This window comes from Gracilibacillus lacisalsi DSM 19029 (assembly GCF_000377765.1).
In the GTDB taxonomy this organism is placed as follows: domain Bacteria; phylum Bacillota; class Bacilli; order Bacillales; family Amphibacillaceae; genus Gracilibacillus; species Gracilibacillus lacisalsi.
Genome location: NZ_KB898665.1, coordinates 311667 through 335606, shown reverse-complemented (window position 1 = coordinate 335606; position 23940 = coordinate 311667). Strand labels below are relative to the sequence as shown.

At 36.6% G+C, this 23940-nt stretch carries 16 protein-coding genes and 1 pseudogene; 10 read left to right on the top strand and 7 right to left on the bottom strand.

Annotation, left to right across the window (positions count from 1 at the left end; all coding sequences use genetic code 11):
* Positions 1-63 precede the first annotated feature (63 nt).
* The 6 genes from licT (at position 64) to D569_RS0108290 (ending at position 11310) form a co-directional block, all read left to right on the top strand.
* Positions 64-912 (top strand): BglG family transcription antiterminator LicT, encoded by an 849-nt coding sequence (gene licT, locus D569_RS0108315; protein ID WP_018931959.1) that lies wholly within the window; start codon positions 64-66, stop codon positions 910-912.
* A gap of 255 nt (positions 913-1167) precedes the next feature.
* Entirely contained in the window at positions 1168-3084 is a 1917-nt protein-coding gene (locus tag D569_RS0108310) for a beta-glucoside-specific PTS transporter subunit IIABC (protein ID WP_018931958.1), read from the top strand.
* 52 nt (positions 3085-3136) lie between these two features.
* Positions 3137-4573, top strand: a complete 1437-nt coding sequence (locus D569_RS0108305; RefSeq protein ID WP_018931957.1) for a 6-phospho-beta-glucosidase — start codon at positions 3137-3139, stop codon at positions 4571-4573.
* Positions 4574-4585: 12 nt separating this feature from the next.
* On the top strand, positions 4586-6028 hold the full coding sequence (locus D569_RS0108300) for a glycoside hydrolase family 1 protein (protein WP_018931956.1): 1443 nt from the start codon (positions 4586-4588) through the stop codon (positions 6026-6028).
* 1224 nt (positions 6029-7252) lie between these two features.
* Complete coding sequence (locus D569_RS22700) at positions 7253-10597, top strand: LamG-like jellyroll fold domain-containing protein (protein WP_018931955.1); 3345 nt, start codon at positions 7253-7255, stop codon at positions 10595-10597.
* Between the two features lie 134 nt (positions 10598-10731).
* Positions 10732-11310 (top strand): Uma2 family endonuclease, encoded by a 579-nt coding sequence (locus D569_RS0108290; RefSeq protein WP_018931954.1) that lies wholly within the window; start codon positions 10732-10734, stop codon positions 11308-11310.
* 214 nt (positions 11311-11524) lie between these two features.
* Here the strand turns inward: D569_RS0108290 and blaI are convergent, their stop codons facing one another.
* The 4 genes from blaI to D569_RS0108270 form a co-directional block, all read right to left on the bottom strand.
* A complete protein-coding gene (blaI, locus tag D569_RS0108285) occupies positions 11525-11908 on the bottom strand; it encodes a penicillinase repressor BlaI (protein WP_026287266.1) in 384 nt (127 codons plus the stop codon).
* A 23-nt stretch (positions 11909-11931) separates the two neighbouring features.
* Positions 11932-13704 carry a BlaR1 family beta-lactam sensor/signal transducer gene (locus tag D569_RS0108280; protein WP_018931952.1) on the bottom strand — a complete coding sequence of 591 codons (1773 nt, stop codon included), beginning with the start codon at positions 13702-13704 and terminating at the stop codon, positions 11932-11934.
* A 214-nt stretch (positions 13705-13918) separates the two neighbouring features.
* Positions 13919-14824, bottom strand: a complete 906-nt coding sequence (gene bla, locus D569_RS0108275) for a class A beta-lactamase (protein ID WP_026287265.1) — start codon at positions 14822-14824, stop codon at positions 13919-13921.
* 268 nt (positions 14825-15092) lie between these two features.
* Entirely contained in the window at positions 15093-16265 is a 1173-nt protein-coding gene (locus D569_RS0108270) for a pyridoxal phosphate-dependent aminotransferase (protein ID WP_018931950.1), read from the bottom strand.
* A gap of 29 nt (positions 16266-16294) precedes the next feature.
* Here D569_RS0108270 and D569_RS25120 point away from each other — a divergent pair.
* A pseudogene (locus tag D569_RS25120) lies at positions 16295-16445 on the top strand (IS4 family transposase); the annotation flags it as partial.
* Between the two features lie 216 nt (positions 16446-16661).
* Here the strand turns inward: D569_RS25120 and D569_RS0108265 are convergent.
* Positions 16662-17084 carry a hypothetical protein gene (locus D569_RS0108265; protein WP_018931949.1) on the bottom strand — a complete coding sequence of 141 codons (423 nt, stop codon included), beginning with the start codon at positions 17082-17084 and terminating at the stop codon, positions 16662-16664.
* A gap of 273 nt (positions 17085-17357) precedes the next feature.
* Here D569_RS0108265 and D569_RS0108260 point away from each other — a divergent pair, with 273 nt between their 5' ends.
* Together D569_RS0108260 and D569_RS0108255 are read left to right on the top strand one after the other, a co-directional pair.
* Positions 17358-18146 (top strand): MerR family transcriptional regulator, encoded by a 789-nt coding sequence (locus D569_RS0108260; protein WP_018931948.1) that lies wholly within the window; start codon positions 17358-17360, stop codon positions 18144-18146.
* A gap of 297 nt (positions 18147-18443) precedes the next feature.
* Entirely contained in the window at positions 18444-19952 is a 1509-nt protein-coding gene (locus tag D569_RS0108255; protein WP_018931947.1) for a bifunctional metallophosphatase/5'-nucleotidase, read from the top strand.
* 109 nt (positions 19953-20061) lie between these two features.
* Here the strand turns inward: D569_RS0108255 and D569_RS0108250 are convergent, their stop codons facing one another.
* Positions 20062-20262, bottom strand: coding sequence for an ADP-ribosylation factor GTPase-activating family protein (locus tag D569_RS0108250; RefSeq protein ID WP_018931946.1), 201 nt, complete (start codon positions 20260-20262; stop codon positions 20062-20064).
* A 366-nt stretch (positions 20263-20628) separates the two neighbouring features.
* Between D569_RS0108250 and D569_RS22695 the strand changes: the two genes are divergently transcribed.
* Entirely contained in the window at positions 20629-22692 is a 2064-nt protein-coding gene (locus D569_RS22695) for a choice-of-anchor J domain-containing protein (RefSeq protein WP_018931945.1), read from the top strand.
* Between the two features lie 68 nt (positions 22693-22760).
* Here the strand turns inward: D569_RS22695 and D569_RS0108240 are convergent, their stop codons facing one another.
* Positions 22761-23927: an MFS transporter gene (locus tag D569_RS0108240; protein WP_018931944.1), complete on the bottom strand. Its 1167-nt coding sequence runs from the start codon at positions 23925-23927 to the stop codon at positions 22761-22763.
* Between the last annotated feature and the right edge of the window lie 13 nt (positions 23928-23940).

Sequence of the window (23940 nt, the reverse complement as noted above, 5' to 3'; positions counted from 1 at the left end):
TTTGTCATAGTGCGGTAAAATAAGTTTAAACGTCCAAAAATATTGAATAAAAGGATGTCTGATATGAAGATAAATAAAGTGCTAAATAATAATGTCGTCGTCACTACTAACCAACATGGTCAAGAAATGGTTGTTATGGGGAAAGGTTTAGCATTTCAGAAAAAAGTGGGACAAAACATTGATGAGGAAAAAATCGAGAAGCATTTTGTCTTACAGGATACCGGTACAAGTGAAAAACTAAATCAGCTATTACAAAATACGTCGGATAAATATTTGGATATTGCTTCTGAAATTTATGAATATGCGCGGTCTATTTTACCTTATAAGTTAAATGATTATTTATATGTCGCATTAACAGATCATATTAGTTTTGCGATTACGAGAATGAAGGAAGGCATTCAGCTAAAAAACACATTGTTATTCGAGATCCGCAAATATTATAAAAAAGAATTCGAAATTGGTTTACACTCATTGGATATTATTGAAGATTATACTGGTATTAGAATGAATGAGGATGAAGCAGCCTCTATTGCTCTTCATTTGGTAAATAGTCAGTTATCTGGGGAAAACATGGAAATGGCTGTTCAAGTAACAGATGTTGTTAACAAGGTTTTAAATATCGTGAAATATCATTATAAAACAGAATTAGATGAAAACTCGATTAATTACGAACGATTTTTAACTCATTTACGTTTCTTTACAGTGCGATTTTTACGGAAAGAGAATATGGAAGAAACAATTGATGATTTCTTTTATGAGCAAGTACAAAATAAATATCATCAAGCATACAAATGCACGGAAAAAATAGCAACATTTTTAGAAAAGAATTATAGTTGGTTCCTAACCAAGGATGAAATGGTCTATTTAACGGTTCATATTCACCGTGTTACCTATCGACAAAAAGAGGACTAATTAAAAAAGGGAAAACGCTTTAGAATTTTTATTGACATCTGCATAAGAAGATGATAGATTAAATATAACAAAACCTATAGGAAAAGTAAGGAATGTTACCTTAATAGGGCATAACCTGAATGAGTTGGAAGCGCACAGCTATCACTATGCGTGTAGGGTCCAATTCGTTCAGGTTTTTTATTTGCCTTAAGTAAAACCCTTACATGCAAAAAATGAAAGCTTTCATAAAACATCAAACAGAGAGGTGAAAGAGCTATGAAATATCAACAGTTAGCAAAAGATATTATTCAACATGTCGGTGGCAAAGAAAACGTCAACAGTGTCGTTCATTGTATTACTCGACTACGTTTTAAATTAAAAGATGAAAGTAAAGCGAATACAGAAGCATTAAATAAAATGGATGGTGTGGTAACCGTTCGTAAAAGTGGCGGTCAATATCAAGTCGTTATTGGCAATCATGTAGCAGATGTTTATAAAGCGGTCGTTGCTGAAGGTGGATTTGAAGCAAAAGGTGAAGTAGATCAAGACGAGGAAAAAGGCAATTTGTTGAATCGTTTTATCGATATGATCTCTGGTATTTTCACACCTATTCTTGCGGTATTAGTAGCATCTGGTGTGTTAAAAGGTTTTAATGCACTGTTTGTAGCAGTTGGCTTATTAGATGAACAAGATGGAACCTATCAAATTTTAAATGCAATTGGCGATGGACTATTCTACTTCTTACCAATCATTTTAGGTTATACCGCAATGAAAAAATTTGGTGGAACCCCGTTCTTAGGTATGGTTATCGCGATGGCATTAGTCTATCCGGATTTAGAAGGGATACCAGAATCAGGTGATCCGTTGTATACGTTATTTGCAGGAACGATGTTTGAATCACCAGTATATATTGAATTCCTTGGTATTCCGGTGATTTTAATGACGTACTCGATGTCGGTCATTCCGATTATTGTTGCAACATTCTTTGCAGCTAAATTAGAAACATTTTTTGCGAAAGTAGTTCCAAATGTCTTAAAGATGTTCCTAGTACCGTTGTTAACGATGCTCATTATTATACCATTAACTTTTATTATTATTGGTCCGATTGCAACTTGGGCGAGTCAATTATTAGGGGCAGCAAGTGTTGGTATCTATGAATTAAGCCCAATAGTTGCCGGTATATTTATTGGTGGTTTCTGGTTAGTGTTTGTGATGTTTGGTCTACATTGGGGGCTTGTACCAATCGCAATTAATAACTTTGCAACAATTGGCCAAGATCCGATTTTAGCATTGATTTTTGCACACTCATTTGCATTAGTAGGTGCCTTAACTGCTGTAATCATTAGAACGAGAAACCAAAAAACAAAAGCATTAACGCCACCAGCGATTGTTTCAGCGATATTTGGTGTAACAGAGCCAGGTATGTATGGGGTTGCTTTACCACTTAAATGGCCATTTGTTTTTACCGTAGTAGCTTCAGCTGTTGGTGGTGCCATATTGGGTGCGTTTGGCACACTTGGTTACAATATGGCAGGACTAGGTGTCTTCCAGATGCCAAGTTTCATTCATCCTGAAGAAGGATTGAATTTATCCTTTGTAGCTTCCATTATTGCGATGATTGTCGCAGCGATATTGGCTTTTGTTCTAACGTACTTCTTTGGAGGTATTGGAAAACAAGAAACAGAACCTGAAGTAACAGAAGAACCAACAGATTCTACTGAAAACGAAACAGAAGTGAAAAGTGAGGTCATTACCAGTCCTTTAACAGGAGAAATGAGAAAGTTAGAAGAAATTGATGATACTGCATTCGCATCTGGAGCTCTTGGAAAAGGGGTTGCCATTGAACCAACAGAAGGTAAATTAGTGTCGCCTGTTTCAGGTGCGATTTCTGCTTTATTCCCGACAAAACACGCGATTGGAATTACTTCTGATAATGGTGCAGAGATCTTAATCCATGTTGGTTTAGATACAGTTCAACTGGAAGGAAAATATTTCGAAACATCCTTACAACAAGGAGAACGAATAGAAAAAGGTCAAGAACTGCTAACTTTTGATATAGATAAAATTCAAAAGGCTGGTTTTCAGATTACAACACCAGTAGTTGTAACGAACCATGACCAATATCAACTAAAAATAATCGAACAAGCAAATGTAACTTCAGAAAGTACTGTGCTTGAATTAACAACTAAATAAAGGGAAAGGGGCTGTCAAAGGCTCCTTTTTCACATAGTAATGGGGGGACTGAATGATGATAAATAAATTTCCAAAAGATTTTCTTTGGGGTGGAGCTGTAGCAGCTAATCAAGTAGAAGGTGCTTATTTAGAAGGCGGAAAAGGATTAACAACGGTTGATCTTTTACCAACAGGAGAAAATCGTTTTCCGATGATGTTAGGGAAAGTGGAAAGCTATAGACCAAAAGAAAATGAATTCTATCCGTCTCATGAGGCGATTGATTTCTATCATCGCTATAAAGAAGACATTGCCCTTTTTGCAGAAATGGGCTTTAAATCCTTTCGTCTATCTATTTCATGGGCACGTATTTTTCCAAATGGAAATGACGCAGAACCTAATGAAGCTGGATTACAATTTTACGATGATGTGTTTGATGAATTAAACAAATATGGTATTGAACCAGTGGTGACATTGGCCCATTTTGATGTGCCTGTTCACTTGGTAAAAGAATATGGCAGTTGGAAAAATAGAAAAGTAGTAGACTTTTTTGAGAAGTATGCCAGAACCGTTTTTACTAGGTACAAAGATAAAGTGAAGTATTGGTTAACCTTTAATGAAATTAATATGTTGTTGCACTTACCATATGTTGGGGCAGGTCTTATCTTTAAAGAAGGCGAGGACAAACAGCAAGTCATGTATCAAGCAGCTCATCATCAATTAGTTGCAAGTGCTTTAGCTGTTAAAGCAGGTCATGAGATCATTCCTGAAGCACAAATAGGTTGTATGTTGGCAGCTGGTATGACGTATCCGTATTCTTGTAACCCTGATGATATCCAAAAAGCGATGGATCAAGATCGAGAATCGTTCTTCTTTATTGATGTACAGTCTCGTGGTAAGTATCCAGGTTATGCGAAGCGCTTCTTTGCAGAAAATAATATTGAGCTTAAGATGGAAGCGGATGATGAGGAATTGTTAAGCAAATATACCGTCGATTATATTGGCTTTAGCTATTACAGTTCTCGTGCTACGAGTACAGATCCAGAAGTATTAAAAGATAAGACAGGTGGAAACGTATTTGATTCGATTACCAATCCATACTTGGAAGCTTCTGAATGGGGCTGGACAATTGACCCGAAAGGTTTCCGTATTACCGCTAACCAACTATATGATCGTTATCAAAAGCCGTTATTTGTTGTAGAAAATGGTTTAGGTGCGATTGATCAATTGGATGAAGATAATCAAATAAAAGATGATTACCGGATTGCTTATTTACGTGAGCATATCAAACAAATGGGGGAAGCATTGAAGGATGGTGTCGAAATCATTGGCTATACAAGTTGGGGACCGATTGATATTGTTAGTGCTTCAACAGGTGAAATGAAAAAACGTTATGGCTATATTTATGTAGACCGTGATAATGAAGGAAAAGGAACGTTGAACAGAACTAAGAAGCAAAGTTTTGATTGGTATAAGCAAGTGATTGAATCTAATGGAGAAAATCTAGATTAAGGAGGCAACATAATGACTAATAAAACCTATCCATTCCCTGAAAATTTCTTGTGGGGTGGAGCAACCGCCGCTAATCAAATCGAAGGTGGCTTTTATGAAGGTAATAAAGGATTAAATATTGCAGATGTCCTACCAGGTGGGAAAGGACGTTTAAATATTTTGAAAGAACCAGGCTTTAATTTTGAAATCGATAAGGAAAAATATACGTATCCTAACCATGAAGCAATCGACTTTTACCATCGCTACAAAGAAGATATTGCGTTATTTGCTGAAATGGGTTTTAAAGTATTCCGTATGTCGATTGCTTGGACTCGTATTTTTCCAAAAGGCGATGAAAAAGAACCAAATGAAGAAGGTCTTGCTTTCTATGATCGCGTATTTGATGAGTTGCACAAGCATGGGATTGAACCGGTTGTAACGATTTCGCACTATGAGATGCCAGTAAATTTAGTGAAGAATTATGGTGGTTGGAGAAGTCGTGAGGTGGTAACTTTCTTCGAGCGTTATGTACAAGCAATTTTTAATCGATATAAAGATAAAGTGAAATATTGGATGACCTTTAATGAGATCAATAGTGGGTTAGTGATGCCAATTATGGGCTTAGGTTTTTCTATTGAAAAGGAAGAAGATAAATATACACCAACATTCCAAGCCTTTCACCATCAATTTGTCGCAAGTAGTTTAGCGGTGAAAGCTTGTCATGAGATCATTCCAGATGCACAAATTGGCTGTATGATTATTTATGCACCGGTTTACTCTTATGACTCCAACCCTGAAAATGTGATGTACGCCTTAGAAGAAGAACGCTTGTTTAATTATTATTGTGCAGATGTTCAAGTTCGCGGTGAATACCCAGCATTTATCAATCGCTACTTTAAAGAAAATAATATTAAATTAGATATGAAAGAAGGCGATTTAGAATTAATCAAAGAACATACCGTCGATTATATTGGCTTTAGTTATTACATGTCTCGTACCGAAAAATTAGATAAATCGGATCAAGCGGGTGCGGACGGTAATATAATGTCAGGTGTTCGTAATCCTTTCTTGAAAGCTAGTGACTGGGGCTGGGAAATCGATCCGATCGGTTTACGAATTTCCTTAAACCAGTTATATGATCGTTATCGCGTACCACTGTTTGTTGTCGAAAATGGCTTAGGCGCCTATGACAAAGTAGAAGAAGATGGTTCGATTCAAGATGATTATCGCATTGAATACTTGCGTGACCATATCGCTGCGATGGCTGAAGCTATCGAAGACGGTGTCGATCTAATGGGCTACACTGCTTGGGGTTGTATTGATTTAGTAAGTGCCTCAACCGGTGAAATGTCTAAGCGTTATGGGTTTATCTATGTCGATAAAGATGATGAAGGGAATGGAACATTAGATAGAAGTCGGAAAAAATCGTTCTATTGGTATCAAGACGTGATTAAGAATAATGGGGCAAAATTATAAAGAGCGAAAGGCACCCTTGAAGAATAAGGGTGTCTTTTTCTTAAGGATAGAATGTATATAACCCTTGGTATTACAACTTTTTATAAATAAGTAACTAGGAAAAGATTGATTTGAAAAAACAGAGATAGCTACTGCAAGTCAACGGCTATAACTGACCATTTCGCTTTCTGAAACTTTAGGGGATGAATATAGTTTTAATTTAAGTACCAAAAATTAAACGTACAAAGTCAAAATGGTACTAAATAGTCAAATAAGTACCAAAAATAGAAATCATTTAACTAAAATGGTACTTAAAACAGGTTTTAGTACCAAAATGAAGCTTCCTGAACACTAAATTGGTACTAAATCATAAAACTCTCATCAAATTCCTATTTGATACTTCGAGTGCATGTGTATCTGTAAGAAGTTTCAGTTTGTGTTCGCTATTCATTAATGGAGCTGTGACATAAGTATTGATTTCTCTGGGGAAAATGGTTATATCCAAGGAATAGAAACAAGAATCCCAGGAAGCGAAGCACTTATTAAAGCAAGAGTTCAACATGCTTGTTCATCTTGTTGGGCTTCGATTAAATCATAGCCGTCTTGCATCATTTCATTTAGATCGCTAACCAAAATGTGATCAGGAGCAATTCATTTGGCTAATACTGCAATAGCAGGATAAATAAAATCTATATCGGAATTTGATTCATCTACATTACTCTTGCTCCCCATTTGCTAGATAATTCATCCCCTGATTTTTGAGCTTTAAACTAGTCAAGTTATCTTCTTAGGTTATCGGTGGGACAAGTTATTATGCCATGTCCTTTTTGGTGAAAAAACGATAAGTAGAGATTATCTCATAATATCCTCAAGTATATTCGGATTAGGTAAAAAGATTATAAACCCCTTTTGATAAATGCATAGGGTAATTAATCTGATAATATTATCCTAATTCATTAATAAATTTATTTTTTTAATAGATATTTATTGAGTAAGTAATATATTTATAGTAATCTTATTGGTGAATGGTTTTGTAAGCGATTTATAAATGTGTGACAAATAAAGGAGGGATGGCTGATTTAACATAGGTTAACCAAAAAGTGAAGAATAGCTACTAACAGAAATCATAAATTATCTTCATGCATTTAACTGAATGTTAGTAGTTCGCCAAAATTGCCCAGACTTTAATTAAATTCGAAAAAATGACTACGCTTACAAACGAGTTGACGAAAGGGGAAAACAATAATGATAAGTTTTGTGAAAAAAATATCAATGGTTGGTCTCTTATTGATGATCATCATACCGACAACCGTTCTTGGTGATGAGCAAGATGATTCTGAATCAATAAATTTTGACCGTGCTTCTGTACATGATCCATCTATTATTAAAGCGGACGATGGTACTTATTATGTGTTTGGTTCACATATTGCGGTTGCTAAATCAAATGATTTAAGTAACTGGAATTCTATAGTGGACCGAGAATATCAAACCCCGGAGAATAACCCTATCTATGGTGACTTATCTTCTAATCTAGCAGAGTCATTTGAATGGGCTGGGGAAGATGATGCTGATAGTTCTGGAGGCTATGCTGTATGGGCACCAGATATTTTCTGGAACAAAGACTATGTTTGGGAAGATGGTTCAACAGGTGCTTATATGCTATATTATAGTGTTTCTTCTACTTATATCCGCTCAGCTATTGGTATAGCGGTATCAAAAGATATTGAAGGTCCATATGAATATACGGACACTATTATGTATTCTGGTTTTACGAATTACGAGAGCTATGACAACAATAGTGATGTGAATAAACATTGGGAAAATACTAATCTCTCGGAGCTTATTGACGAGGGAATTATTGATGGAGTCAATCCAGATTATTTCACTGAAGAAGGTGACTTCAACAATGCGCTCTATACCAATGCGATCGATGCGAATATTCTCTATGATGAGAATGGTGACTTGTATATGACCTATGGTTCATGGTCTGGTGGAACGTTTATTTTAGAATTGGATAAAGAAACAGGTACGCCGATTTATCCTGGTGAAGATGGAGTAACTGAAGATGGTAGAATGATTGATAGATACTATGGTACAAAGATTGCTGGTGGTTATGGAAGATCAGGTGAGGGAACATATGCGGTTTATGATGAGGAAACTGGCTATTATTACCTCTATATTACTTATGGTGGACTAGCTTCTGATGGTGGCTATCAAATGCGACAGTTCAGATCAGAAAGTATTGACGGTCCTTATGTAGATGCAGCTGCTAACGAAGCCGTTTTTCCTGAAAGCTTTGATATCGGGGTAGGTAATTTCCCTGGTAATGATGACCATAAAGAAATTGGTAATAAAATGATGGGGAACTTCCTATTTAAGCGAGATTTTGGTGAAGAAGGTTCGGGAATCGGTACAGGATATATGGCGCCGGGTCACAATTCTTATTTAATTGATGATGAACTTGGAAAAGAGTTTATTGTGACACATACACGTTTTCCTCAAGAAGGAGAAACGCACCAAGTTCGAGTACACCAAACGTTTAAAAATAGTAATGACTGGCCAGTACCAACACCATATCACTATGCTGGCGAAGAAATCGAAGCGGTTTCAGAATCAGATGTGGTTGGTGACTATAAATATTTGAACCATGGTAAGGAAATTACGGGTGAGTTAACTGAATCAACTTGGGTCAAGTTAAATGAAGACCATACTGTCACTGGTGCTGTTACAGGTACATGGGAGCTCTATGATGATTACAGAGTGGAATTGACAGTTGATGACGAAACATACGATGGCGTGTTCATTCGTCAATATGATCCAACATCTGAGGAATGGGTTATGACGTTTAGTGCGATGTCAGGTGAGGGTGTTGTGATCTGGGGAAGTCATGTAGAAAGTAAAGACGATCAAGAAGTTGTAGATGGCGTAAAGCAAGAATTAAGTGATAGCCTCCCAGAACGCGCAGTATCAGATATTACTTTACCAACATTGGCAACACAAGGAACAGAAATCACATGGGAATCTTCTAATCCTGAAGTTATATCAACGGAAGGAGCGGTGAATAGACCAGCATTTGGTTCTGGTGATGCCGAGGTAGATTTGACCGCGACGATCACTTTAGGAGAGGTCGCGGAAACACTAACTGTAACGGTAACTGTTCCGGAAAAAGAGGAAGGCGGCTTATCAGCCTTTTATGATTTCAATGATGGATTATCAGATAGCTCTGGTAAAAAAGAAGATGCTACGGTTACTGGTGATCGTATTCATAATACAGGTGGAGAGATTACCTTTACGGACGGTATCGTTGGTCAGGCAGCACAATTCGATGGTGAATCAGGGTTGAAGTTGGCTGATGGTTTAATTGCTAGTGATCAATATTCTATTTCTCTATGGATGAAGCCAGAGGAAATAACAGAATTCACCACAACTTTTTTTGGCGCTAGAACAGAAAATAATTGGATCAGCCTTGTACCAAATGCACAGGGCGTTACCAAAGTATGGTCCCATAATGGCGATGATTGGTATGATGCAGTATCCGATTCGATTATCCCTGCAGGTGAGTGGACACACTTTGCTTTTACTGTAAATGAAGGAGAAGCAAAAGTATATATTAATGGGGAAGAGAAGTTCTCGGATGGCAATTTCCCTGATGTCTTTACTACTGTAGATGCACAATTTAGTTTAGGCGTGAACTTTTGGGATACACCGTTTAAAGGGTTAATGGATGAAGTTCGTGTTTATGATGGAATCGCACTCTCAGTAGGAGAAGTGCAGGATCTTTATGAAAACCCTGAAGGTGATGGATCATCTGACAATGAAGATGAGAATGGAGAAGATGGCTCATCGGACGAGGACACGGAAGACAATGTTATTAGTCAAGTAGACGATTTAGAGAAAGAAAATAACGTCTATCAAACGAATGTAGACACGAAGAAAACGATTATCAAAAAAGAAGTGGTGGATCAGCTAGAAGAAACAGCTTATATTGTATTACAAATGGATAATGTCCAAGTGAAAATTCCGGTATCGATTCTGAAGGATAAAGAGGATATAGAATTTGAATTGGAAGAAGTATCAGAAACGATTAAGTCGAAAAGTCTAAATGCGGTAAGTGACTTGTATGATTTCTCCTTAACATCTAATGGTGAAGCTATTAGCTTTGATTCACCAGTAACTTTAATATTTAGCGTCGACGCAGAAAAAGTTACAAATTGGGATAACTTAAGAGTTGTCTATATTGATGAGAATGGTGAACCACAAGAGGAAATCATTCCAGAAAGTGTTGACAGTTCTACTGCAGAAGTAATAGCAGAAGTATCTCATTTCAGTATCTATGGAGTTTTTGAAGTAGCAGATGATGGAACAAGCGGCGATGGTTCTTCTGGAGACGAAGATGGAACAAGTAGTGAGGATCCATCAGGTAATGAAACAGGTGATGATAGCAATGGTGACCAAGCAGAAGATGACGGAGAAACGCTACCAGAGACTGCGACGAATCAATATAATTGGTTGGCATTAGGTTTGTTATTAATTGCTGTAGGTTTAGGTGTATTTTTAACGGTAAGAGGAAGAAAAAATACTGCTAATTAATGAATGATGTGAACCCCTTGACTCGGTAGTCAAGGGGTTCTTTTAAATGGCAGAGGAGTGAGTAAGAAATTGGAGAAGAGGTCGACTTAACATGGTATAATTGATAAAAAATCCTTGAAGTGAGGATGATTTAAGTGACATTACTAAGAAAAGATCGAACATATACTTATGCTGATTACTTGTCCTGGTCTGAAGAAGAAAGAATGGAAATTATAGACGGAGTTCCTTATTTGCAAATAACACCATCAAGACTTCATCAGGAAATCTTATCGGAATTACATCGCCAAATTGCGAATTATTTAGTTGGCAAAAAGTGCAAAGTATATCCAGCCCCTTTTCATGTGGTACTAAATCTAGAACAAGAGAATCAGAAGGAAGAGGATAGTCAAAACGTGTTTGAGCCTGATATTACGATTGTTTGTGATTCAACAAAATTGGATGACCGTGGCTGTATAGGAAGCCCAGATTTAGTAATGGAAATTATTTCCACTTCAACAGCTAGAAAAGATAAAATTGAAAAATTTAATAAATACGAACAAGGAGGTGTGAAAGAATTTTGGTTAGTTGAACCACAAGAGAAAATAGTCAGCGTATTTATGCTCCAAGATAATCATAGGTTTGGTAGACCTGAATTATTTACAGATGAAGATCAAGTAACCATTTCCATCTTCAAAGGATTAACGATTGACTTAAAAATGGTTTTTTCTGAGTGATATTCCTGTTTTACGGTGACTATAAAGTTAATGAAATGGAAGATTTACTACTGTGTGAAGAGGTTATAAGGGGTTAGTGATAATTTAGGTGTTACTTACCGACACTGCCGAGTTGTTACAGAATTAAAGTACAGCTATAAAGTACAGGCGCAAATCCAAAATAGGATATGCGCTCATTTTCATAGGTAGTAAACATCAACAAGGTTGCGTCTAACTATTCTTTCTTTTGCTTATTATCTAAAATAGCTCGCAGCTCTTTAATATCATCTTCAGATAAATCCTCATCTTGCATAAATTGAACGAGCATCGATTTTAAAGTACCATCATAGAATCGTTTGACAAAAGACTCTGTTTTGGCGCGCTGGCATTCGTTCTGAGAATAAAGCGGATAGAATGTATAGACACGCTGATCCTTGTTAACACCGATGACTTCTTTTTTGGACAGTCGATCTAACAGGGTGCGTACGGTTTTCGGCTTCCAGTTCGTTTCTGCCGGCAAGGACGAAATGATTTCATTTGCAGTTTGCGGTGCTTTTTGCCAAAGCACTTTCAATACTTCCCATTCAGACTCTGAAATAGTGGGTATTTTATTCGTCACTTGTAATCCCTGCCTTTGCTTTTTTAATAAATTCCTTTTTCTTTTAAGATGGATTTGGTAATATCAGCAGCTATACTGCCTTGAGCATGATGGTCGTTTTCGATATTGGTTGCAAAGAAATAGGTGTTGCTTTTCGTTTCCACATATCCTATGAACCAGCCGTTTACATTTTTATCATTGACTGTTCCTGTACCGGTTTTGCCATATAGTGTTACATTGTCTTTCATCTCTAGCTTGATGGCATCTTTTATTAATTCAACGTTCTTCTCATTAAATCCAAATTGGTTGGTATAAAAGTCTTTGAGTGTCTGAACCTGTTCTATAGGTGAGATTTTTAAAGAAGATTCTAGCCAATAGTCTTCTATTCCACCAGACACATTTTGATTTCCGTAATGTATTTTTTGAAAATTTGCTTGGATTCTTTCTTTTCCTATTCTTTTGTCTAGCTTTTGAAAGTACCAAGTCACGGAATTCTCCATTGCAGTAAATAAATTTTGATTTTGGTTCCAGCTTTCGTGTGGGTAAGTATTTTCGTTCCACTCCAGAGAGGTATGTTGTTGTGTAATCACACCAGATTCCAAAGCGAATAACGCGCTGTATACTTTATACGTGGAATTCGGTGAAACTCGTAACACACTTTTGTCTTTATTATAGATAAGGTATTGCGCTTTCTGCAAATCATAGAGTACAAAGCTACCATCATATCCACTGAAAAATGTGCTTAAATCCTCATACACGGTCTGCTTATTATCAAAATTGATCCGATCCTCACCATAAGGCATTGCAGAAACAACTGGTACTTGACACACGACAATGCCCGCCAACAGTATAAAAATTACGATGCTTTTTAGTTTTAAAAGCTTTGATTCTGTTGTGAAAGTTGCAATCCCTTCAATCCTTCTTTTTAATTGCTTTTTGGGGCTAGTGAGCTGGCTAGCGATCGCGAACTTACCTTGAAGAAAGGATTTGTCAGCGAACTTTATAATTGTGTTACCGTATGTTGCATAATGATCTTGACCGAGCATTTTTAAAACGGCACTGTCACAGGCGATTTCACGGTCTATCCGCATTTCCCTGAAGCCAATCCAGATCAATGGGTTATACCAGTACAAGATCTGGAACAGGACAACTAAGTAGTTCGTAATAATGTCTTTGTTTTTATAGTGATTTAATTCATGCAGCAAAATGTTTTTCAAATCATCCTTGGACAGCCATGCTTCAGCATCATGCGGCAGAATAATGTAGGTTTTGAAAATACCGAATGTCAGTGGCGACTTAATAAGCGGTGAAATCACTAACACAAGTTTCTGTGAAATATCGAGTCTTTGTTTGCACTGTTCGAATAATCTCTGAATCTCTGGATTTTCTATGATGTTTGTGGATTTTTTTATTCGTTGCAGTTTCATCCATGCCTGAATCGTTAAAACAATCATTACCAGCATACCCGTCATCCATATAATGGTGATGAGTTGGTTTAATAATGTCAGGTCAAACCGGTTGACAGAAATTGATAAATCTTTCATCCAATTTCCTCCACTGTCTGTTACGAGATTTGCTGTTGAGGTCTTGGACAAGGACAGAATGCTGTTTTGGTTCCCATTCCAAGTTAGCTTGGTTCCAACATCCAATAAATCTGTTGGAAGTAATGGCATGGTTAAGGCAATCAGTAAAATGAACCATAAATTGTATTGCCATTTGGATGATAATTGGTTCTTAAATATCTTTCGGATCAGCATGATAACAATGACCACGAAAGAAGATAAAAACATGCTTACAGCTAAGTGGAGGACCGACATCTTATTTCATCTCCTTAAACGCGAAGTTGTTTAACTAATTATCTTAATTATACCACTAGGTCAATAGCCTGATGGATTAATGAGTCGATGGATGAGACGGATTAACAATTGGTGTGTGAACTATTAGAGTGCACGTACCAATCTGATCATAAGAGAAGTAAAGTAAAAGTCGAGTCACACATGTCAGTTTAGCTAGACATGTGTGCCCTTATTTTTATTTTACAGCATCAAATATGACTCCAGCAGCCTTTGCAACTAACTCATCATCATATTCTGCATCCTTAGTATCATGACGGGACATCACTGCAATAATGATTGGTTCTCTGTCAGGTGGCCAAACAATGCCAATGTCATTTCTTGTGCCGTAACTTGCGGCCCCGCTTTTGTCTCCAACGATCCATTCTTCAGGTAGGCCAGCACGTATTAGTTTATCACCTGTCGCATTACCTTTCATCCAATCCATAAGCAACTCGCGTTTATCATTAGGAAGGAAATCATCAAGTGCGATTTTCTTCAGATTGGTAGCCAAAACTTTCGGTGTGCTGGTATCACTTTTATTCCCTGGCATGAATTCATTCAATTCGGTTTCGTATCGTTCGGGTTCTGTAACGTCATCACCGAGGTCTTGTATTAAGGCTTGCCCGAATTCATCAGGTCCACCTAATGCTTCAAGTAATAGATTACCAGCAGTGTTGTCACTTTTTCTAATAGCTGCCTCACTAATTTCTAACAGTGTCATTCCGGTATCCACATGGTTCTCGGTAACCGGAGAATAAGTAACCAAGTCATCCTTACTGTAGGTAACGACTTCTTCAAGATCTTTGATTTCATTTTGCTTAAGCAAAATTGCTGCTGCTAGTACTTTAAAAGTGGATGCATAGGCGAAACGCTCATCGGGATTGTATTCAACGATTTGATTCTCACCCGTATCGATTGCATAGACGCCGAGTTGGGTTTCAAATTCATCCTCGAGCTGGGCAAACTCTTCATCTTTATGGATGGTTTGCTCGGTGTCGCTTTTATTGTCAGCATTTGTGCATGCGGTGAGTATGGTTAGAGTTAACAATACTATGTAACATAAGTACTTGACCATATTGGATTGGTAATTGGTTTTTCTCATATGATACCTTCTTTCCTTTAGAATAAATTTCATATATTGATCTTCTCCATTATTAGTCTTTAATTGTAAGTATGTATTCCACCTTTCCATTACAAAGATTACAACTGTAGTACAATATTACATCTGTAATCCGAGAAAAGTCAACCTTAAAATAATGAAAAAAGAACAACAGCTCATTGATTAGCTGTTGTTAATCTGCTTAGTAATGTATTTTACTTTTTAACTTGATAATGTAATTCAATAAATTGATTAAGAAAGGTTAATTGAATTAGAATAATGATAACTTCCCAATCCGATCGCACGCTTCACGTAAACGGTCAGGTTCATCTAATAACCCAATGCGGACATATCCTTCACCTGAAGCTCCAAAGCCATTTCCAGGGGCAACGACGACGTGTGCCTTTTCTAATAGAAGGTTTGCAAAGGATTCTGAGTTATATCCTTTTGGAGTTGGCATCCATACAAAGAATGATCCGTTTGCTGTACCGCCATGCCAACCAATTTTCTCCGCTTGTTGTAAGAAGGCATCTCTTCTTTGCTGATAGGTATGGTTTAATTCCGCTATGGCACTTTTGCCTTCGTCTAGTGCGGTTTTCGCAGCGGATTGAATAGCACCGAAAATACTGACATAATAGTGGTCCTGTATCAATTCAATTGCTTCAATAACTGAAGGATTTCCGACAGCAAAGGCTACCCGCCATCCAGCCATATTAAATGTTTTCGATAAGGTATACATCTCGATGCCAACCTCTTTTGCTCCTTCTGATTGTAAGAAGCTTTGTGGTTTATCCTCTTCAAATCCAATCGCTCCATATGCAAAATCATGAACGACACAAATCTGATTTTGTTTAGCCACCTCGATCGTATCGTCAAAGAAATTCTTCGTTGCAGTAGCAGCTGTTGGATTGTTCGGGTAATTTAAGAACATTAACTTTGCATCTGCTAAGTCTTCATCTGAAATCTGTTGATAATTAGGTAAAAATTGATTCTCTTCTTTTAAAGGCATATGGATAGGAATCGCATCAGTTAGTGCAATACCTGACATATAATCCGGATAGCCAGGATCAGGTACTAATACCTTCTCTTTAGGATTTAATAGACACTGGCTAATTTCTACCAGTCCGGTTTTAGAGCCGAACATGATCGCAACCTCTTTATTCGGATCAATATCTACTTGATACTCTCTTTGGTAAAAGTCAGCTACTGCTTCTTTTAAAAAAGGGTACCCTTGAAATGGAGAGTATTTATGAAACTTAGGATTTGTACTAGCTTCTTGTAGTGCCTCAACAATAAAATCAGGTGTTGGTAAATCAGGGTTACCTTGGCCAAGGTTAATCACATCATGCCCTTCTTTTATTAGTGCTTGTGTTGTTTTTACTAACTTTGCAAAGAATTGTTCCGGTAATCTTTTTAATGCATGGGATGGTTCGAACTTTAACATTTCATCACACTCCGCTTGGATTACTTTCGTTGAAACAACGTTATCTTGTAAATGGGAAACACGTCAGTATAAAATAACTTTATAAAATAGTAACACTAACGAATGGGTACTTGTATAAAAGTAGTGTTTGTGTGTAATTGTAACAAAAAAAGTAATTGGTTAGCTATTTTAAGTACTGATTGAGAAATTACTTGCATTTTTTCATTCCATATATTGGTTGTTGAAACCTTTTAAAATTACTACATTTAGTATAGAGTCATAATATTAAGTTTTAAGCTATAAAAAAGCATGATGATTAATTTTATAAAATTAATCATCATGCCTATATGCCGTGCTCAAATTCATATTGAATTGATAATATTCGTTGCTTTTATTTAGTTAGTCCTTTGAAATGAATTAATTATAATAATGTGTTTTGTGAATCTGAGTTACTGTATCTATAAGTTTTGTTCTATCAGAATCTTTGTAAATGTAAGTTACACTCTTCTCAGCGGCAATCGGTTTAAAATAAGTACCAGTCTCCGCAAACTTTCTATAAGTCTTAGTAGTAGTATAAACATCATCTCCGCGGAATATCTGATAAATTCCGTGACCAAATTGCACAGCTGATCTAGATTTCGTATATGGCTCTGGTATTGTAATAGTACCTAATACTGAACCAGCCAGAACTACTACCCGTTCAACTCTAGTACTACTTTTGGTTGTATGATGATATTTCCAGTCTGTTAATTCATAATCAGCTGCTTCTACTGTATTAGTAGAAAAAACACCTGATAGATCAGAAAATAATCCTAATGCAAGAATCAAAGCTAGTACCATACTTATTTTTTTGAAAAAATTGATAGAATCACTCCTTTTTTGTGTTGATTTCCATTTTAAAGGAATAAAAGGGAAAGTCAACCAAATTCCGCACTTCTACAAAATGGAATTGATTGGTAACATTAATAGGGAATCTATCAACTAGATTTAATTGATAATTGTGATTCAATTGTATATTTGAAAAAAATAATGATAAATTAATTTTTTTGGGCTTGCTCCCTCCGTTACGTCATGTGCTAATCTAAAATTATAATAATGATGGAGGGATCGTTCATGGGAAATAATGAACCTGCTTTTACAATTGGTGAATTTAGTAAACGAGCAAGGATAACGGTAAGAACATTACGGTTTTATGAGGAACTAGGATTATTAATACCAAAACAACAAAACAGCTCTGGTCATAGGCTGTATGGATTAGCGGAATTGGTGAAGTTGCAGCAAATTCAGTCGTTAAAATTATTAGGCTATTCTTTGCAGGAGATTAAGAACTTAATTGAAAATGATACGAATACATTTATTCAATTAGAGAAGTCGTTACCATGGCAACATAAGCTTCTGACAGAAAAAAGAGACGAATTAAATCGAGCCATCGAAGCAGTAGAGCGTGTACAATTCTTAATAAGAGAAGGAGCACCAATTACATGGACGGTATTAAGCTCTCTCCTTTTCCAAATCGAACATGAACAAGATCAAAGAGAGTGGATGAAAGAATATTTTTCAGAGGATATCGCTGATCAATTTTATTCTCTTCCTAAAGATCAGCGGCAACAGATAGATATGGAAATGTTAGACTGGCTAGCTAGTTTGAAAGAATTGATGAAACAAGGTGTCTCTCCTCAATCCCCTGAAGCCTTTGATCTGCTCGTGAAATTGACTGAATTAGCAACGAAACATGTCGATAATAAAGAAGAGTTGCAGGAGCAGCTTGAAAAAGCTCAAGAATTGATGGAACCTGATGAAATGGATTTTAAGTTTCCAACCATCTTAACTCCGGAAGAAGAGGCTTATATCGAGGAAATAGGGAAGTCGATGGAAGCATTGTATAAGGATAATGCAGAATAATTTCAAGTTGATAAAGCAGGAGTTTACAAAAAGTCCGTAAAAGATATTGAAAATGAGTGGCAAACTGTAACATTATAAGAAGAATGGAAAAGTATGCATTGGTATTAAGTGGATAAATCATTAAATGAGTAATCATTTAGCAGGCCGTAGAAAAGCAATTTCCTTCCAACCCTCTGAAAGAAAATAAGAACAAAATTACTTCTTTTGCACCATAAAATTTCACAAGAACCTAACTATTATTTAACATTCATTTGCTAGAATTTCATTAAGAAATAATAGAGAGGGAGAGGTAGAATTATGAGAAGGCTTGTTTTCGTTCTGTTATTCATGGTTGTAATGATGAGCTCTTTTATGACCAATGAGTTAAATCTTGAGGCAAAGGATAACTCTAGAAAAGCAACAATACTCTATTTTAATGATGCTCATGAAGTGAGTCCGGTTGTAAACGATTTCAGGGACCGAGGTGGAGTGGCGAGGCTAAAAACTGCTATTGACAAAGTACGAGAAGAGAATAAGCATACAGTTGTAGCCTTTGGTGGTGACTTAGGAGGAGGAACACTATTCGGTGGAGTATATCAAGGATTTCCTATTGTAGAAGCTTTCAATCGAATTAATATTGATATTGCCAATTTTGGTCAGCACGATTTTGATTTCGGTACTCAAGTAACAAAAGAATTAATGAAGGAATCAGAGTTTCCGTGGATTTCTTCTAACTTAACAGATCCAGAAGGTAAACCTTTTGGCGATGTGGCAACTTATCAAATTTTTAATAAGCGTGGAATTAAAATTGGAGTAATCGGACTAACTGATGATATGGATACGACAACAGTTGATGATCAAGTTGAACAGCAGGATATGATTCAGTCAGCCCAAACCGCTGTTGCAAAAATGCAGCGAGCGAAAAAAGTGGACGTTATTATTGCTTTAACACAGGAAAGCTTAGAAAAGGACAAGCAGTTATTGTCAGCTGTTCCTGAAATTGATGCTGTCTTTACAGAGGAAAAAGCGGAAAATCAATCTTTTATATATGAATTCGATAATCGTTATATCTTTGCTCCAGAAGGTAATATCGGTTCAATCATCCGATTGGATATTCATAAGAAGGGAAAGGATATAAGATTAAATCCAGAAGTTATAAAAGTTAATCACACCGTGCCTGAAGATCCAGAATTAAAGGCTTTTGCAGATTACTACGAAGAAAAGCTGGAGGAGGATTTAGGACAATCCATTGCACAGTTAGAAACACCACTCATCAACCAAGAGTCAAGATATCAAGAAACCAATATAGGTAATTTCGTTGCGGATAGTTATCGTTCTTATTTTAAAACGGATATCGGGTTGATGAATGGTGGCGGTATTCGAGCGAGTGTGCCAGCAGGTGAATTCACATTACGAGATGCCTATTCGATTCTGCCGTTTCGCAATAAAGTGATTATGGCTACTGTTACAGGAGATACTATTCGAGCGGCTTTAGAACACGGCGTATCCAATGTAGAAAATTTGAGCGGTGGTTTTTTACAAGTATCAGGTATAAAATATTCCTATCATCGAAATAAACCAGAAGGATTAAGAGTAGATCATATTTTGGTAAATAATGAACCGCTTGACTTACAAAAAAACTATACAGTAGCAATGCCAAATTATATTTTTAATGGTGGAGACGGATTTACAATGTTTAGTCGAAGTGAGCTAGTGGTTGATGAAACAAATGCTCGTACAGATGCAGAAGTGTTAATAGAGTATGCTAAAGATTTAGATGTCATTCATGAGACAATAGAAGGAAGGATTACGGTATTGCAAAACTAATTTGTTAACGGATGGTACTTTTCCTTTTATTCTAGACATACACGCCTCTCCCCTTTACTTAGTAAGTTCTGAAAGGGGAGAGGCTGTTCAATAGTATAGAATAGAACCATTAGTCAATCACTCGTGCAACTTCTCCATTACATTTTTTGCAATAACCCTTTAAGATAATAGTATGGTTAACAGAATCGACCTCATAATCAACAATTGTCGTTTCTCCACAATTGGAACAAAACACATTACTTTCTAGCTTTTTGCGAACGTCACCTGGTATAGCAAGCCATCTTTTTTTTGCTAATTCATCGTTTGGCATATTGATTCACTCCTTATTCGTTTTATAACCGTCAGTAGGATTTTCAATCATAGTCTCACTTTATCAAAATCATGCCTCATTTAACACTAAAGATACCACCCATGTGCAATCATCCTCTTTGACAAATTCCTTATTTCCAACGAATGATCCCCTATTTTCGCATATTTCCTTTATAGTACGTTAGCAAAACGAGTAGATTTCTTTCCAAAACATGAAGATTCCTATTCTAAGAATAAAATAGTTGCTGAAAATTACAAGATTTTAACGATGAAAAAACGAATCTACTAGCCTAATTATGACAAAATATTTGGGAATCTATTGATACTATATGAACTATTCATATTTTTAAAAAATAGGAGGATGAAAATGAAAACACCAAAAAAAGTTGTATCCATTTTATCTATTCCCATTCTAGTAGGTAGTCTGTTTTTCCCTTCAACAGTAAGTGCGCAAGTTAAAGGGTATAACCCAGATCCCGATGTGCAGGAAGTAGATCCAGATTTTCGATCGGAAACGGTAGAAGAGGTCTTAAGGGAGGGAAAGGTAGATTTTAGTGAGGCTGATGTAAGTGAAGAGGAATCGGCAGAAAGTGGACAAGCTAAGACATCTTCAACCGTTACGCCGGATGATATAGGCATTAGTAAACCATGGGTTACGGTTAATAATACATCCGGACAATATGTATTAACAGAATTTACTCTTAAAGGTGTCGGGGAATATGGAGAAGTATGGGTAGCGAACGACCTTGATTATCCTGAAGGAGATCCAAGGAATGCTGATGGAGTCACTACTATCACCGACGAACAAGTTACCTATCTTTTAAATGAGTTTGATGAGAATATATATGAACAAGAAGTTGAATTTTTCGATGCCCCTGATGAAAGAACAGGAGAACAGGCAATGTTTCCTGAATATCATCAAGACGAATCCGGGCGTGTTGTAATTTTAATAGATAATATTAAAGATGATAATTATTATGACCCGAATTATCCGAGTTATATTGCCGGATATTTTTCCCCTACGATTAGTGATTTTACCGATCGAAATGTAATGACAATTGATAGTTTCGATTGGGCAAACCGCACAGGTCCTGATGCTGAGAAACCTTTCTTGTATGAAGGAACATTTGCACATGAATTTCAACATTTACTTCATCATGACAGTGATCCAGCAGAAGAAAATTTCATCAACGAAGGGTTATCAGACTTTGCGCAATATCTTGTGGGATATGGTCATTCCACGTCACATGTTGATTTCTTTATGAATAACCTTAAAAACTCCTTAACACAGTGGGGGGATCAGTCTGACCTTCAAATTTTAGGTGACTATGGAGTCTCCTATCTATTCCAACTGTATTTATATGAACAATACGGACAAGAATTTCTCCAGAAAGAGTTTAAAAGTCAATTACAAGGTATTGATAGTATTAATGCGATTCTAGAAGAAATGGGAAGCGATAGAGATTTTGAAGCAGTTTATCAAGATTTTATGGTAGCTTTATTGTTAAATGGGAAATATCAAGGTGATAGTGAAACCTATCAGTTTGACTCGATAGACTTAAACCCAAATCTAGAAGCTGCTTCAGAGTTAGAAGCTATTGCGCCAGCATGGGGAACGGATATGAAATTTATTACACCTGACAAGAAGCTAGACAATCTATATTTCAAAGGTATCGATTTCCTTGGCACCAACTGGACAACAGTAAGTGACCCGGATAAGGGTGAGGTTCTCTGGGGGAATGAAGGAGACCAGGCAGATAACTTCTTAATAAAAGAGCTTGATTTAACAGGTGAAACAAATCCAGTTCTATCGTTTGAAACCAAATATGATATAGAAGAAGATTGGGATTTTGGTGTTGTCCAAGTATCTACAGATAATGGACAGACATGGACTTCCTTAGTAAACGAAAACACAAGTAGTGATATAGTAGAGGATGGCTATCCATCGATCAAAGAAAATTTACCAGGATTCACAGGAAGCTCAAATGGCTGGACCACTGAGAGTTTCGACCTTTCTCCATATGCTGGTCAAAAGGTTCATCTGGCATTTCGTTACATGACAGACTGGGGTTATAATGAAGAAGGTTGGTACGTATCAAACCTTCAAATAAATAACGAGCTAATTGATGCTGCGGAAACTACTGATGGTTTTATGAGTTTAGAACAAGTAACAGAGGATTATGTTGATTATCAGGTTCAGTTTATTGGATTTAAGAAAGGGAAAGCTAAAGGGAAAGACAATCATGTCAAAGTCATTCAATTCCCAGATCTAATCAATATGAGTGAAAGTGATAAGGTAGATCTTCGTGATATGCTACGAAGCTCTCAATACGCTCAAGTATTAATGATGGTTACTTATGCACCTGATCCTGGTAAGGGTGGAAGTGCGGCGTATGATTATGAAGTTGTTACGAAGGGTAAGAAAAAGTAACGGAAGATTCTATAAATCAAGCTGCCTCCATGATTTGGGGCAGCTTGTCTTTTGGATATGAGAAAGTGCTAAATCGAAATGTCCTTTCTATTTTCCAATCTTCGGTACATAAGCGCAAGCAACATCGCAGGAATCGTACATAAAATCATTCCAATAAAGGACAATCTCGGCTCTATCTCGTATAAATAGCCACCTAAAATAGTGAATATAGCGGTACTCCAGCTAAGTGCTAACGCAGAGTAGATACCTTGTGCTTTTGCTATCTGTAGATGTGGAATGTTTTGGATTAAGTATTTCATAAAAGCGTAATGTGCCATCGCAAACGATAATGCGTGTAACGTTTGCGCGATACAGAAAACAATTACATTCGGAAAAGCAAAAACTAATATCCAACGCGCAGATGAACCAATTGCCGCAATAGTAAGTAAAGCTCCGATAGAGAATTTATCGAATTTCTTATCTGCAAGGGAAAAGAAGATGATTTCTGCAATCACAGCAATATTAATAATAAAACCAATCAGGTATGTTGGTGCTTGAATTTCTTGTAAGAATATATAGCCATAGTTGTAATAGGTTGCATGTGCCGCTTGCAATAAAATAACGATAATAAGTACCAAAGGGAAGTGTTTGATACGGAATAATTGTAGGATGCCTTCTTTTTTTGTTTGGTTTTTTGGTGGCTTTTCCGCTAAGATATCTGGTGTTTGCATAAATTGAAGAGACATGAATCCGATTATGCCAAGTAATAGTGCCCACAAGATGATTTCATCGCCAAACCATCCGGTAAAAATGGTCAAAACCATCCCAACGGAAACAAAACCAATAGAGCCCCATTGACGACTTCTTCCATAATGCTGTAATTGTTTGCTTTGAACCAAGACACCTGCCACACTGTCTAACGCAGGCATCAAAATAGGATAAAATAGATGCAAAATAATGGTTGCTATTAACAAACTGACAAACGAGTTCGACGGTATATAATAGACAATAGCAACTAGTGTACCAATTGCCATGATGTTTAATAACCTCTTACTGCTTACCTTCGCTGATAAATAAGGAAAGGCAAATAGAGTTGAAAGCCCTCTTGCAACCAAGCCTAAGCTCATGATCAAACTAGCTTCAGAAACAGATATCCCTTTTGTTTGAATCATCCAACCTGACCAATAAGGTAGAAAAATCCCCCATGTTAAAAAGAAACTAAAAAAATGCAAGCTCATCCAGCGTTGTGTATTCATTATATATCCTCCT

Bases quoted from the DNA above. Each gene is read 5' to 3' on its own strand.
- licT (WP_018931959.1), top strand. From the start codon at position 64: ATGAAGATAAATAAAGTGCTAAATAATAATGTCGTCGTCACTACTAAC.
- D569_RS0108310 (WP_018931958.1), top strand. From the start codon at position 1,168: ATGAAATATCAACAGTTAGCAAAAGATATTATTCAACATGTCGGTGGC.
- D569_RS0108305 (WP_018931957.1), top strand. From the start codon at position 3,137: ATGATGATAAATAAATTTCCAAAAGATTTTCTTTGGGGTGGAGCTGTA.
- D569_RS0108300 (WP_018931956.1), top strand. From the start codon at position 4,586: ATGACTAATAAAACCTATCCATTCCCTGAAAATTTCTTGTGGGGTGGA.
- D569_RS22700 (WP_018931955.1), top strand. From the start codon at position 7,253: ATGATAAGTTTTGTGAAAAAAATATCAATGGTTGGTCTCTTATTGATG.
- D569_RS0108280 (WP_018931952.1), bottom strand. From the start codon at position 13,704: ATGTCGGTCCTCCACTTAGCTGTAAGCATGTTTTTATCTTCTTTCGTG.
- bla (WP_026287265.1), bottom strand. From the start codon at position 14,824: ATGAGAAAAACCAATTACCAATCCAATATGGTCAAGTACTTATGTTAC.
- D569_RS0108270 (WP_018931950.1), bottom strand. From the start codon at position 16,265: ATGTTAAAGTTCGAACCATCCCATGCATTAAAAAGATTACCGGAACAA.
- D569_RS0108265 (WP_018931949.1), bottom strand. From the start codon at position 17,084: ATGGTACTAGCTTTGATTCTTGCATTAGGATTATTTTCTGATCTATCA.
- D569_RS0108260 (WP_018931948.1), top strand. From the start codon at position 17,358: ATGGGAAATAATGAACCTGCTTTTACAATTGGTGAATTTAGTAAACGA.
- D569_RS0108255 (WP_018931947.1), top strand. From the start codon at position 18,444: ATGAGAAGGCTTGTTTTCGTTCTGTTATTCATGGTTGTAATGATGAGC.
- D569_RS0108250 (WP_018931946.1), bottom strand. From the start codon at position 20,262: ATGCCAAACGATGAATTAGCAAAAAAAAGATGGCTTGCTATACCAGGT.
- D569_RS22695 (WP_018931945.1), top strand. From the start codon at position 20,629: ATGAAAACACCAAAAAAAGTTGTATCCATTTTATCTATTCCCATTCTA.
- D569_RS0108240 (WP_018931944.1), bottom strand. From the start codon at position 23,927: ATGAATACACAACGCTGGATGAGCTTGCATTTTTTTAGTTTCTTTTTA.